The 13,327-nt window shown below is 66.5% G+C and carries 13 protein-coding genes and 1 pseudogene; 4 read left to right on the top strand and 10 right to left on the bottom strand.

Annotation, left to right across the window (positions count from 1 at the left end):
* A partial coding sequence (locus KO481_RS41055) for a hypothetical protein (protein ID WP_215923970.1) occupies window positions 1–233 on the bottom strand: 233 nt, incomplete at its 3' end.
* A gap of 95 nt (window positions 234–328) precedes the next feature.
* Between KO481_RS41055 and KO481_RS44990 the strand changes: the two are divergent.
* Together KO481_RS44990 and KO481_RS44985 are read left to right on the top strand one after the other, a co-directional pair.
* Window positions 329–511 (top strand): annotated as a pseudogene (locus KO481_RS44990) (reverse transcriptase domain-containing protein); the annotation flags it as partial.
* Window positions 512–651: 140 nt separating this feature from the next.
* Entirely contained in the window at window positions 652–843 is a 192-nt protein-coding gene (locus KO481_RS44985; protein ID WP_215923969.1) for a hypothetical protein, read from the top strand.
* Window positions 844–1,023: 180 nt separating this feature from the next.
* On the opposite strand, the gene KO481_RS43790 is transcribed toward KO481_RS44985, so the two are convergent.
* Window positions 1,024–2,538 carry a hypothetical protein gene (locus tag KO481_RS43790; protein ID WP_245402241.1) on the bottom strand — a complete coding sequence of 505 codons (1,515 nt, stop codon included), beginning with the start codon at window positions 2,536–2,538 and terminating at the stop codon, window positions 1,024–1,026.
* 208 nt (window positions 2,539–2,746) lie between these two features.
* Complete coding sequence (locus KO481_RS41035; protein WP_215923968.1) at window positions 2,747–2,983, bottom strand: hypothetical protein; 237 nt, start codon at window positions 2,981–2,983, stop codon at window positions 2,747–2,749.
* 19 nt (window positions 2,984–3,002) lie between these two features.
* On the opposite strand from KO481_RS41035, the gene cuyA reads away from it, so the two are divergent.
* On the top strand, window positions 3,003–3,989 hold the full coding sequence (cuyA, locus tag KO481_RS41030; protein WP_245402254.1) for a D-cysteate sulfo-lyase: 987 nt from the start codon (window positions 3,003–3,005) through the stop codon (window positions 3,987–3,989).
* A complete protein-coding gene (cuyB, locus tag KO481_RS41025; protein ID WP_215923966.1) occupies window positions 3,986–4,657 on the top strand; it encodes a cysteate racemase in 672 nt (223 codons plus the stop codon). The genes cuyA and cuyB overlap by 4 nt, the downstream gene beginning before the upstream one ends.
* 103 nt (window positions 4,658–4,760) lie before the next feature.
* Here the strand turns inward: cuyB and KO481_RS41020 are convergent, their stop codons facing one another.
* From KO481_RS41020 to KO481_RS40990, 7 genes are all read right to left on the bottom strand, one after another.
* Window positions 4,761–6,905: a polyprenyl synthetase family protein gene (locus KO481_RS41020; protein ID WP_245402240.1), complete on the bottom strand. Its 2,145-nt coding sequence runs from the start codon at window positions 6,903–6,905 to the stop codon at window positions 4,761–4,763.
* A complete protein-coding gene (locus tag KO481_RS41015) occupies window positions 6,892–8,325 on the bottom strand; it encodes a family 2B encapsulin nanocompartment shell protein (protein WP_245402239.1) in 1,434 nt (477 codons plus the stop codon). The genes KO481_RS41020 and KO481_RS41015 overlap by 14 nt, the downstream gene beginning before the upstream one ends.
* 441 nt (window positions 8,326–8,766) lie before the next feature.
* Window positions 8,767–9,585 (bottom strand): alpha/beta fold hydrolase, encoded by an 819-nt coding sequence (locus KO481_RS41010; protein ID WP_215923965.1) that lies wholly within the window; start codon window positions 9,583–9,585, stop codon window positions 8,767–8,769.
* Between the two features lie 166 nt (window positions 9,586–9,751).
* On the bottom strand, window positions 9,752–10,174 hold the full coding sequence (locus KO481_RS41005) for an organic hydroperoxide resistance protein (RefSeq protein WP_215923964.1): 423 nt from the start codon (window positions 10,172–10,174) through the stop codon (window positions 9,752–9,754).
* 171 nt (window positions 10,175–10,345) lie between these two features.
* On the bottom strand, window positions 10,346–11,275 hold the full coding sequence (locus tag KO481_RS41000; protein ID WP_215923963.1) for a helix-turn-helix domain-containing protein: 930 nt from the start codon (window positions 11,273–11,275) through the stop codon (window positions 10,346–10,348).
* A gap of 235 nt (window positions 11,276–11,510) precedes the next feature.
* On the bottom strand, window positions 11,511–12,314 hold the full coding sequence (locus KO481_RS40995) for an ABC transporter permease (protein ID WP_215923962.1): 804 nt from the start codon (window positions 12,312–12,314) through the stop codon (window positions 11,511–11,513).
* A complete protein-coding gene (locus KO481_RS40990) occupies window positions 12,311–13,321 on the bottom strand; it encodes an ATP-binding cassette domain-containing protein (protein WP_215923961.1) in 1,011 nt (336 codons plus the stop codon). The genes KO481_RS40995 and KO481_RS40990 overlap by 4 nt, the downstream gene beginning before the upstream one ends.
* Window positions 13,322–13,327 lie beyond the last annotated feature (6 nt).

Below are 13,327 nucleotides of genomic sequence, written 5' to 3'. Positions count from 1 at the left end.
TTCCGGACCTTGTGGAACATGTTGAAGGCGGGAAAGAAAATCGGGCGACCCGAAGGCACGGAGCAGCACCTGCTGACCTCGCCACCGAAAGTTCCGGCGAGGAACCAGACATCGTCGGGCTGACCTTCGGCCGCAAGGATTCCGGTCTCGTCGCATACCGGATTCTTGGCGTTGGGGATCGACATGGCCCACTGCCACCACCGGGCGGCCAAATCGACGTTACTGCTGCGCATCCAAACCACCTTGATGATCTATCCGCCGGCCAGGATAGCCGAGCGTCGGAGAGGGCTGCCGAGGGCACCTCGAGAACCGGAATGGTTCCGCGGTACACGGGTTCCGGCCCAACCGGCGGGTGCAGGACGCGATCGCTGAGATCCACTATAACGGCACTCGCGGTTACCGGTGGGTGCTGGATGCGGATATCGAGGCGTGTTTCGACCGTATCGAGCACACGGCCCTGATGGACCGGGTTCGGTTGCGGGTCAAGGACAAACGCGTCCTGACGCTGATCAAGGCGTTCCTGAAAGCCGGGATCCTCAATCCGGTCGCTGAAGGCGAAAGTTCGTGCCCTGACCCATCGGGGATCCCAGCAGAGTCTGAGCTATGTGATCGTGCGGCTCAACCAGATTCGTCTGGAGACGGATGATCGCTATGTTGCAAACCCGGCACCGCTGGAACTGGACCGACATTCGCCGCCGCTACACCACCCCCGCAGGGCGGTGGCTACCCATCACCGCGGCGGACGGGACCGAGTTGTTCGACCTAAGCAGCGTGACGGTCAGCCGTTACCGCTGGCGCGGACACAAGATCCCCAACCGATGGACGACCCTGCAACCAGCCTGACGGCAGGAACCGTGGAGCGCCCGTTGCGTCGAGAGGCGCACGGCGGGTTCGGCGAGAGGTCCGGGGAAACGGAGCCGAAGCAATCCGGCCACCGCGCCCCGGGCCTATTCAGCGAGCATCCTGGGCGGCCTGGGCATCACGGAGTGATCGGCTCGGCCTTCATTCGGATCACCACCACCATCAACGCCTACATGGCGCTGCGCCGCTACCGTCGACGACGCTCGCCGTCAGGGTTTTCCTTGGAATGAGATGTGTGAGGGTGGTCGGCGACGAGTGGAGACGGTCTGGCCGGGGCATGAACAAGGCAAGGGTGTCGTTTATCGAGATGTCGCGCTGGACGGTCGCTCCACAGATCGCAGCGACCTCCGCGGTGCGCCATCGGCCGATCGCGGACAGGAGATGTCGGCGGCGGGCTCGGTTGAGCATGTCCAGAGCGGACTCGGGCAACTCGGTGATGCCTTTGTCGTTCGGGACGGGGGCCGCGACCGCCGCTCCGGCCTGGTCTCGTTGGTGGTTGGGCTTGTAGAGGTACTTCTTCGCCACCATCAGGTGGGCCGCTGAAAGTCGCGCATTGAGCTCGAGGAGTAGATAGCACTCGCCCAGTACCGGGTAACGACGGAGGACCGCTGTCAACTCCGAATCGGGCAGGGCCGCCAACTGCTGCGGAGACAGCCCGGCCTCGTTCAGCAAGACTTCGGGCAGCGAAGGTTGTGCCGCCGCATCCGTGACCATTTGTCGCTCGTCGGCCAGCAATGCAGCGAGTATCCGCTCGACATGATCCACATAGCCGGGCATGTCGATGCCGGTCATCAGGTCGCGCAGAATGAACTGGACGTCCTGCGGCCCGCTGGGCGCGACGTCACCGTGATCCCAATGCACGGCGTACTGGCGGAAGACATCGATGAAGTGGGCCACCGACAACGCCCCCCGCTCATCGCCCCGAGAGAAATTCAGGAATAGCCGCCGGACTCCGGCGAGCATCAGGCGAGCCGTCGCGAATCGCTCAGCAATCTCATCACGACTCATGGTGAATGCGCCATCGGCCCAAATCGGTTGCACGGCAATGTTTGCGGCCGCCTCGAGGGTTTCGCAACGTTTGAACAGCTCGATGATCAGTGTTTCACCGATTTCTGCGGTATATGTTCGGATGCGGCCGTCGTCGAAGACACTGGGTAGTGTGCAGATTCGGCTGCTACCCCGGTATGCACTCATCTCCGGCGCATTCCAGAGGATGAGGGAGGCATAGGCATCCCGGTTGGGATGACCGGTACCTGACCGTGCGACAAGGGTGTTGAAATAGGCCCGGAACGGTATTCCCGCTTCGCCGACGCGGAGTCGTGCCAGGCTGCATCCCGGATCACGCCGCGCAAGGTCGAGGTTCTCTCGCTGAGAGTAGGAGGCGACCGAGGAGCCGACGATTCCCAACTCGACGATCAGTCGACGGGCGCTACGGACATCGTTGTCGGCCGCTGGCGGAAGCAGGGCAAGTGCCCGGTTCGCCAGATCCGTAAACGAACACGCAGACAACGAGCCGTCGACCACACGAGAACCGAGGCCGGGTAGCGTGTCGATCAGCCAGGCGGAGAATGCGTGCCCCGGGCGCAGGAGCGGAGAAGACTGTTCGGCGACGGCTCGCGTCATCACATTTACCTCCTGTAGCAATTCCTCTGCGCGGGCGCAGGTTTCGTACAGCATCCACCACAGCGTCTTCTCCCGCAGATGAACGTCGCGACGGGAGATCAGCCGGTCGATCGCTATGCGGGACCGGACCGAGGTGTCGAAGTCCGGCAGTGTCGACCGGCCGGCCGATGTCGGGAGTGCCGGTGCATCCCGGACCCCGGCGCCGCGGCCGATGCGAACCTGGCGTTGGTGTACGCGCTGACTGCTCCCGGAACGCCCGGGCTCAGCGGAGTCGATTGTGCTGCTTCCACCAATTCAGCAGGCCCGCAGCGCGGTTCGGGCTGGAGGCGAAGTTGTCCAGCGCGGTACATGCCATGGACCGGTCGAGGTCGCTGGCTCGCAGGTTGAAACCGTCCTGCGGCCGTTCAGAAGACACCGCACAATAGTCGAAGCTGGATCGGCTCACCGGTAGATGTTCGGCGCGGATCGGCACTGGACAGCGATCGCCGTCGACCAGCACGATGGCATCCGTGGTACAGATGACGCGCTTCGCACGCTTTCCGCTCGGGCACTTCCCGACCCCCCTCGAGCCGCTGGAACGGCTGACCGCACGGCTGCGCGAGAGTCACCCGCGCGTGCCGGATCTGTGGATCAAACGTGACGACTGCACCGGCCTGGCCACCGGTGGCAACAAGACGCGCAAGCTCGAATTTCTGGTCGGCGATGCGCTGGCTCAGGGCGCCGACGTGCTGATCACGCAGGGCGCCACCCAGTCCAACCATGCGCGGCAGACCGCGGCGGCGGCGGCCCGCGCCGGGATGGAGTGCCATCTGCTGCTGGAACGGCGTCAGGTGCGCGACGAGGAGTACGAGCGCTCAGGCAACGTGCTCCTCGACGAACTGCTCGGCGCCCGGATCGTGGACAGGCTGCCGTCCGGCACCGATATGCAGGCGGCCATGGAATCTCTCGCCGACGACCTGCGCTCCGCGGGGCGCCGGCCGTATGTGATCCCCGGCGGCGGCTCGAATCCGATCGGCGCGCTCGGCTACGTGGGGTGCGCACTGGAGTTGGACGCCGCGCCGATCCCGGTCGACTGGGTGGTGCACGCGACGGGCAGCACCGGAACTCAGGCCGGACTCGTCGCCGGGCTTCGTGCGGTTCACAGCCCTGCCCGGGTGCTCGGGGTCAGCGTGCGGCAGCCGGAGCAGAAGCAGATCGATGCGGTGCACGACCTCGCGCAACGCACCGCCGAGCTGATCGGAACCGAGGTCGGCCGCGAGGATGTGCTGGTGGACGATCGCTGGGTCGGCGAGGGCTACGGCATTCCCACCGAATCCATGGTCGATGCGTTGCGGCTGCTCGCCACCACCGAGGGGATCCTGCTGGATCCGGTGTACTCGGGCAAGGGGTTCGCGGGTCTGCTGGGCGGCATCGCCGAGGGGCGGTTCGCCGAGCCCGACACCGTGGTATTCGTGCATACCGGCGGGGCCGTGGGGTTGTTCGGTTACCGGTCCAGCTTCCAGTGACGGCATCCCGGCCGCTGGTCGGCATCCTCGGCGGCATGGGTCCCGCGGCCACGGCGGAGTTCTACGCCAAGCTGATCGCGCGCACGCCCGCCACCCGTGACCAGGACCACCTGCGGGTCGTCATCTGGGCGGACCCGACGGTGCCGGACAGGGTGGCCGCCGTGCTCGACGGCAGCACCGATCCCTACCCAGAGATCCTTTCCGGCGCAGTCACACTCCGCGACCTCGGCGCCGCCGTGATCGCAATACCCTGCCACACAGCACATTTCTTCCTGCCGAACCTGATCGCGGACACCGGAGCAACTTTCGTCGATATGGTCGCCGAAACCGCATCCGCCCTGACCGGCCGCGCGGGTCCCATCGGCCTGCTCGGCACCCGCGGCACCCTGGCTACCGGCCTCTATCAGAACCGGCTCCACGACGTCGACGTGGTCGTGCCCTCCGAGCCTGTGCAGCAAGAAGTGGATAGAGCCATCGCCGCGGTGAAGCGTGCCGACCCGCTCGGCGCGGCCGCCCACCTGGACCGCGCCCTGTCCGCACTGAATGTCCCGCTGACGGTGCTGGCCTGCACGGAACTCCCACTCGCGGCCCGGTATGTCACAACGGATTCCGAGCTGCTGGACCCGATGGACCTACTGGCCGACGCGGTGATCCGCGCCTGCCTCTGAAGCGCTGTCCGCGCCGCCCGTTGCGTGGAATGTGCTGGAACTGATGACGGCGATGCTGGTTTCGATGATCGCGAGCGTCCGTCTCGAGCCGGCGGGGCGGGGCTCACGAGGGCAGTAGCCGCCGTGCGGTGGAAGTGCCCAGGCCGGTGGGGCCGCCGAGGCGGCGGGGGGTGGTCGGCTCGGCGGCGGTCACCGCCACAGGGTTCGCCGTCTCGAGATCCTGGGGGTAGCGCGCGGTTCGCGTGAACCACTCGTACCAGCCTGGGACCGAGTCCCGCAGAACCTCGATGTAGTCGAACACGCGGGCGCTCTCGGCGGGGTTCAGGCCGTACTCCTCGACCATCGTCGGAACCTCGACAGCGGCGACGTGCTCGAACTGATCCAACCGGGATCGGACCAGGTCGGCCGTCGTATCCACCGCTTGCTGGAGATCGCCACCGAGGAACTTGCGCAGCACGTGCACCATATTGGCGGGCTCGGCGCCCTCGGCCGCCTCTCGCGGGTAGGAGTAGATATCGTTGACCAGCAGACTCGCGTCGTTGAGGGTGTCGATCAGCGAACGCATCGGCTGGGCATCCGCGACCGTGTCGGGCAGCTCGGCCGGCTGGCCGTATTCGGCCAGGCACCCGGCCAGCGGACCGGGGTTGGTCCTGCGCTTCAGTTCCAGGTACTCGATCGGATCGGTGGCATGCCCCGTGGCGAAGTTGTGCAGTTCCCGGAGGTTGCCGCCGAGACATTCCTCGATGCGTTCGCGAGCGCGGCGTCGCCAGCCGGGCGACATCACGGGCGCGGTGCGTGACCACAGGTCGGCGAGACCGCGTTCGGTGGGACTCGTCGCCACCGGCATGGCCGCCGTCGGGTCGAGCGGCATGAACTGCCGCAGTCTTGCCAGGTGAGCCCGTATCGGCGCCGTACTTCCGGTGCGTTGGCAGGCCTTGGCGAAGAAGTCGTCCACGTAGAACGTCCACGTGCACCAGTCGGCGAGCGTATCGACCCTGTCCCCGAGAGCATCCGGGAACATGCGGCACAGCAGCAGCGGGTAGTCCTCCCCCTGGAACTGCTGCTCGGTCCACGGCGGGATGCCGGCCTGCGGCGCGAACATGGCCATATCCCGGGCCCACGCGAGGGCATGGGCGCGGGCCGTGTCCAGGTGGGGGCTGAGCCGGGCCTGGCGGAGCCCCTCGAACGTCGGCATCCGGTACAGCCCCGGCGTCGCGGCGGGCGATGCGCTCGGCCCCACGCTCAGTTGCCGAACAAGAGCCGCCAGTTCCCCCGCGGCCGCGGCCTCCGGGTTGGCGGCCTGCAGACAGGCCAGGGCCAGGTCCAGGTGACGCTGTATTTCCTGGTGCGCCCAGGCGTGTGCGCCCGCCTCCGCGATGAGGTCGGCGCAGGTCTGGAGGGCGGCATCGTCCAACGGCTCGTCGCCGAGGTACAGCTCGGCAAGCCGGGTCGCGGGGCCGTTGCCGACGTTGAGCGCCGCCACCACCGGCAGCGACTTCTTGCGGGCGCGCAGGTCGGACATGACGGGCTTGCCGGTCACGGCCGGATCACCCCAGATGCCTTGGAGATCGTCGACCAGTTGGAACACCAGGCCGAGGTGCTCACCGAATTGGCGCAACTGCCAGACCCGTTCGGGTGACGCACCGGCGGACATGGCGCCCAGCTCGCACGCGGCGGCGAACAACGCGCCGGTCTTGTCGCGCGCCATCGTCACGCATTCGTCCAGCGGCACCTCGGCGCGGCCCTCGAAGGCCATATCCGCGGCCTGGCCGTCGTCGATCCGCAGTATCGCCTCATTGAGCCGGGGCACCCCCGCGGTGGCAAGCGGTGGGCCGTCGGCCACCAGGGCCTCGGTCGCCAGCGTGTTCAACGCGTCACCGGCGAGGAGCGCGGCGGGCACCCCGAAGACGGTCCAGGCGGTGGGCCGGTGGCGGCGGGTGCGGTCGCCGTCCATGATGTCGTCGTGCAAGAGCGAGAAGTTGTGTGCCAGCTCGACCGCGACGGCCGCGTTGGTCGCCCGCTCGGCGGTGCCGCCGGCCGCCTCCGCCGCGAGCATCGCCAACACCGGTCGCAGCGCCTTGCCGCCGTCCCCGTCCAGCGGGTTTCCGTGCTCGTCCCACCAGCCGAGGTGGTAGCCGATGACCTGGCGCGTAGACGAGTTCATCCGGTCCGCCGCCGCCCGTAGACCGGGGGTGATCAGCCGACGGGCGCGGGTGAAGGGGTCGGCGTCCGCCTCAGCCGCGACCATTGGGACTCCCGAGCTGAACGTTTTCCAGCACGCCCAGAGCGTCGGGCACCAGCACGGCCAACGAGTAGTAGCAGGTGATCAGGTAGTTGACGATCGCCCGTTCGTCGATGCTCATGAACCGCACGCTCAGACCCGGCTCGTACTCGTCGACCAGGCCGGTCTTACGCAGGCCGATGACGCCCCGATCGGTTTCGCCGGTCCGCATCACCATGATCGAGGTGGTGCGGTGTTCGCTGATCGGGATCTTCCAGCAGGGGTAGATGGGCACCCCGCGCCATGCGGAGAGCCGGCCGCCCGGCACGTGGATGGTCTCCGGGAGGATGCCCTGTCGGCTGCACTCGTCGCGGAACGCGGCGATGGCCTCCGGGTGCGCGAGGATGAAGCCGGGGTTCTTCCAGACCGTGTTGAGCAACTGATCCATATCGTGCGGGGTGGGTGGGCCGCTGCGGGTGTAGATGCGCTGGCTGAAGTCCGCGTTGTGCAGCAGGCCGAAATCCTTGTTGTTGACCAGTTCGTATTCCTGGCGCTCGCGCACCGCCTCGATGGTCAGCCGGAGCTGTTGCTCGAGTTGGTCGATCGGCTCGTTGAACAGGTCCTGGACGCGCGTGTGCACCCGCAGGATGGTTTGCGCGATGCTCAGCTCGAATTCGCGGGGCTTCAGTTCGTAGTCGACGAACGTGCCGGCCAGGAGCGGCTCACCGCGATGACCGGAAATGACCTCCACGTCCGCCTCGCCGTGGACGTTCTGCGCCTTGCCCGTGGTCGTCCGGTGCCGGTCGAGGTGGCCGCGCAGCGCCTCGGACCGCTCGAGCACCTCCTGGAAGGCCGCCTTCGGCAGCGCCATGACCGTGCACGCCGTGGTAGCCCTGACCGAGTAGTCCCAGGTGTCGTCGGGACCGATCAGTTCCTCGTCGCCGAAATAGTCACCGTCGGCCATGATTTCGAGGGTCGACTCGTGCCCGAACTTGCCCTCACGGAGCCTGGCGAACCGTCCGTGTACGAGCAGGACGAGTTCGTCAGCCGGGCCGCCGGCCTCGACCAGGACCGCCCCCGGGTCGTATTCGTGCTGAACGAACCTGTCGGCCAACGCCTCCAGCACGTCGATGTCGCCGAAGTTCCGCAGCAGCGGGAGCTCGGTCAGCTCGGCCGCGATGACCTGTACCTGGTCGCCGGTCGTGAGGAAGTCCAGCCGTCCGTCGCCCAGCGTGTAGTTCAGTCGCCGGTTGACTCGATACGCGCCGCCTCGGGCCTCGACCCAGGGCAGCAGCTGGAGCAGCCAGCGGGGGGTGATGCTTTGCATCTGCGGCTTGGACTTGGTCGTCGACGACAACTTGCGTGCCGCCGCGGTGCTGAGGCTGAGTTGTCCGACACCGTTGTGCCCGTTCAACTCCGGGGTCGGTTCCGTTGGGATTTCAGGCATGATTCGACCACCAATCGAATATGTGAAATGCGAGTGTCACACGAAAGTAATCGGGATAACCAGGCCTACCGGCACTGCTAACGGCTTTCCGGTGATTGCGGTCCAATGGACTTGCCACTCAACATGATAGGACCGGGCAGACTACGAGGGGCCGAAATCGAACACTCCAGTACACATCAACCCACGGCCGGCCGGTATCAGCGGAGTTCGGAGATGTTGGGGTATTCCTGCGTGTCGGCGGGACGGGTGAGGCCAGAGCCGCGTCGAACAGCGGTCGACGGTGGAGAGCTTGCGGTCGAAGCTCAAACGGCCGACCACTCCGCGGATAACGTTGGTGCGCAACACTATTCGTGATTGACTCGCCGCACCAAAAGCGGTGGTCGGAGTGCAGGCCCGCCCCTGTGGCTCGGCCTGCTCCGACTGACGCACACCGGCGATCGGTCAGGACTTGATGAAGTCCACGATGTCGGCATTGAGCTGTGCCGCGTGCGTGATCATGATGCCGTGACCGGTCGCAGGATATTCCTTGTAGGTGTTCACGGGGATCAGATCCTTGGTCTTGCGTCCGCAGATGTCGATGGCCACGGAGGCGTCGGCATCACCGTGGATGATCATGGTGGGTACCGTGATTTCCCGCAGCTCGGCGCGGAAGTCGGTGGTGAAGATGGTCTCCATGATCGCGTCGGACGCCAGCAATGAGCAGTCCATGCATTTCTGCACCATCCACGCGATGCGCGCGGAAGACACCTGGTTACCCAAATGGGTTGCGAAGAATGCCTGCGCATTCTGTTCCATCCACAGCGGACGGTCGGCGGCGCGGGCCGCATTCACCGCATCGGCGATGGCCTTCGGGACACCGTCCGGGTTGTCGGCGGTCCGAGCCGGGAACGGCAGGGTCGCCGAGACCAGCATGATCCGATTGATCCGGTCGCTGCCGTGCCGCGTCAGGTACCGGATGATCTCGCCACCGGCCATGGAATGCGCGACCACCACGACATCGCTCAGGTCGAGGTGTTCCAGGAACGCCGCCAGATCCTCGGAAAGGGTGTCGTAGTCGTAACCGTGCCCGACCCAGTCGGACTTGCCGTGTCCACGCCGGTCGTAGGACAGGCAGCGCAGTCCCTGTCGGGACAGCGGCAGCATCTGCAGCTCCCAGGAGGTGCTGCTGAGCCAGCCGCCGGCGAGGAACAGCACCGGCTGTCCGGTACCCCAGTCCTGGTAGTGCAGCCGGGTACCATCGTGTGAGTCGAAGTAGGGCATGGGATTCTCCTGATCGTCCGTGGTTGTTCGTGCGACCAATGCCGAGTACAAATGCCATAATCCGCTGGCGTTGGTGGGATCCAAGAACGGCCCGGGGACACTGCTCAGGTGGTCCCCTGCGGCCGGGCCGTCCAGACCGGAAGGCCCGACCGAAGGGAAGGTCTTGTCAGACAGTTGCTTCGAGGATCACCTCGACGTTTCCACGGGTGGCGTTGGAGTAGGGGCACACCTGGTGCGTGGTCGCCACGAGCTCATCAGCCGTGGCCTGGTCCAGGCCGGGCAGGTGCACGACAAGCTTGACCGCCAGAGCGAAGCGGCCCTCGTCCAGCGTGAGCAGGCTGACGGTGGAGGTGACAGTCGACTCCGGCAGCTTCACCTTCTGCTGTCCAGCAATCAGCCGCAGCCCGTTGTGGAAGCATGCGGCGTAGCCGGCGGCGAACAACTGCTCGGGGTTGGTCTTCTCCCCGCCGGGGCCGCCCATCTCCTTCGGGACCGCCAAGGTCTCATCAAGCACCCCATCGAGGGTGCGGACCCGGCCGTTGCGGCCCTCGCCGGTCGAGATCGCCTCGGTGGTGTAGAGCACGGACATGGTTGATCCTTTCGCAGCAGCCACGGAACTCGTGGGCTGGTTGTATCTCGCCGAGGGTTCTCAGCGAGATTCGGGCATGCGGAAGCCGCATGCGTGATTGGAGAAAGATTCAGGAAGGCGTTGCTAGATGCCGAGACGACGGTGCCGGCGCCTGTCGGTTCGGGATGCGGGCTAAGCGGTCGAACCCGCCGCCGTGCGCGGCCGTGGATGCGGTCTCGCGCCTTCCGGACGCGGCGCCGCGACCGGCCCCCCGGCCTGGGCGAGCAGGGCCAGCGCGGCGTGGGAGTCCGAACCCGCGGCCGCGGTGACGGCGACCATCCGCTGTCCGGGCGCGAGCGGGACGGCGACGGCCTGCTGTGTGACCTCCATGGATCCGACCAGGGGATGGCGCATCCGGTAGGTCGCGACGTCCCAGGCGCGAACCTTGTGCTCGGACCACAACGCCGTGAATTCCTGGCTGTGCATGGCCAACTCGCCGATCAGCGTCGCCAGCAAGGGGTCGTCGGGGTAGCGGCCCACAGTCATCCGTAGTCGTCCCACCACGTCTCTGGCCTTCTTCGGCCAGTCCGGATAGAGCTCGCGGGTATGGGCGTCCCGGAAGACCAGCCTCGCCGTGTTCGGGCGCCGGTCCGGGTCGTCAGGGCCCTGTGGGTCGAGATGCCCCGCGAACAGCGCGTGGCCGGTGCGGTTCCACGCCAGCACGTCGCTGCGCCGGCCGAGCACGATCACCGGGGTGTCCCCGAAGGCCTCGATCAGCTGTCTCGTCGTGTCGGTGATCCGTTCGGGGGTCGGTGGCCTGGGTACCCGGTTCCCGCCGTTGCGCGCGGCGCCAGCGAGTGCGTGCACGTGTCGGAGTTCGGTTTCGTCCAGACCGAGCGCCCGGGCGATTGCGTCCAACACCTCCGGTGAGGCGTTGGACGACACTCCCTGTTCCAGCCGCGTGTAATACGCCTCGCTCACCCCAGCCAACAGCGCCAGCTCATCGCGACGCAGCCCAGGCACGCGCCTGCGCTCGTCATACACCGACAACCCGATGTCCTCGGGACGCAGTTGCGCACGACGCGCCCTCAGGAAGGCTCCAAGCTCCGACTTGCTGCTCACGGACCCCAGTATGGCCACGCGCGGCGGGCGTTACCTGCCCCTGTCAGGGGCAGGTAACGCCCGCCTTCATGCACGGCGATGAGTCGCAACGTGACATTGCGACATGCCCGGTCAGAGCGGCAATTTCCGCACTGACCGTCAGCTCTGGATCCGACCCGACGAAACTCCGGCCCGGGGGAACGACGCTGGTGTCTCGGCGCGTTGTCAGCCGAGACACCAGGCCAGATTCAAGGACTCAGCCGCCCAGAGAGCGAAAGCGTCGGACCGACAGCGGCAGGAAGATCGCGGTGATCAGCAGCGGCCAGATCAACGCCGCCACGATCGAGTGCTGTGTCATCCACGCGCCGCCTGCCCAGCCGGGATTGCCACACAGTTTCCGCACGGCGGAAGCTGTGGCCGACAACGGATTCCATTCCGCGATGACCGCCAACCACTTGGGCATAGTCGCCGTGTCGACGAACGCGTTCGACAGGAAAAGCACCGGCCATACCAGTACCTGAACGACGACGACCGATTCGGGTCCCTTGGCCATCAGACCGAGAAGGATCCCGACCCAAAGCAGCGAAAAGCGCAGCAGCAGTAGCAATCCTACTGCCAGGAGTGCATTGGGAAGGCCATCGTGCCAGCGCCAGCCGAGCGCTAGGCCCGTGCTGACGACGACCGTCAGCCCGACCGCCGTATTCAGGAGATCGGCGAGGCATCGCCCGCCGACGACGGCAGCGTCGTTCATCGGCAACGATCTGAACCGGTCGGTGACCCCTTTCGCGGTGTCGGTCGCGATGGCCGTCATGGTGGATTCGAGTCCGAACAGCATCGCCATCGCGAACATGCCCGGCATCAGATACTCGTAGTAGCGGCCCCCACCGGGGGTTTTGATGGCACCGCCGAAGATTGTGCCGAACATCAGCACCACCATGATCGGGAAGAGCCAACCGATCACTATCGGCGCGGGTTGGCTCAGCCAATGCGTCAAGTCGCGGCGGGTGATGGTCCGGAGGTCGCCGAAGGCCGACGTCCTGTGAGTTTGCACCATGGTCATGCGGAAACCTTTCCGTGCTCGGCGCATTCGCGACCGACCTCGGCGCATGCTTCGCGGCTCGTCGCGGTGAGTTGGATGAAGACCTCGTCGAGGGACGGTCGTCGCACGTTGATGTCGTGCGGTGCAATGCCCGCGTCCCGCAGCGCGACAGCCATCGTGACGAGTGCGGTGGCACGGCCCGCGACGGGGATGCGGACCATATGGGATTGCGGATCGACTGTCACCTCACCGGTGGCGACGGCTTTGGCCAGCATCGCGGTCTGTTCGGCATCCGCGGGATCGGCGAGCGCGACCTCCAGCCAGTCCGCGCCGACGCGGGCCTTGAGGTCGGCGGGACTGCCCTCGGCGATCACCCTTCCGTGCGAGAGCATCACGATACGATCGGCAAGCCGATCGGCCTCCTCCAGGTACTGCGTGGTGAGCAACACGGTTGTGCCCGCCGCGACCAGCGCTTCGATGGCCGACCACACCTGCATCCGCGCCGCCGGATCAAGGCCGGTGGTCGGCTCATCGACGAAAAGCAGTGGCGGAGAAACGATCAACCCCGCCGCGAGGTCCAAGCGTCGCCGCATACCACCGGAATACTTGCCGACCGGCCGTCGCCCGACGGCGGCGAGGTCGAACTGTTCGAGCAGTTCGTCCGCGCGGCGCTGGGCCAGCACCGGAGCGAGCCCGTTGAGCCGCCCGAACATGACCAGGTTCTGCCGCCCGGAAAGCACCTCGTCGACCGCCGCGCTCTGACCAACAAGCCCGATGCGCTCCCGCACCCGCCGCGGCTCACGCCGAACGTCGTACCCGGCCACTCGCACTGTGCCGGAGTCGAACCGCAGGAGCGTCGACAAGACCCGGACGGTCGTCGTCTTGCCCGCGCCGTTCGGACCGAGCAGCCCGCACACCGACCCCGCCGGAACCCGCAGGTCGATGCCGTTGAGTCCGGTGCCATCCGCGGCCCCGCGATAACTCTTCCGCAGATCAGTGACGTCGATTGCCACATCCGATATCGGCATATTCAC

This window comes from Nocardia albiluteola (assembly GCF_018860155.1).
Taxonomy (GTDB): Bacteria; Actinomycetota; Actinomycetes; order Mycobacteriales; family Mycobacteriaceae; genus Nocardia; species Nocardia albiluteola.
Note: the sequence above shows the minus strand (reverse complement) of the source record. Positions and strands in the feature narration are given on the sequence as shown.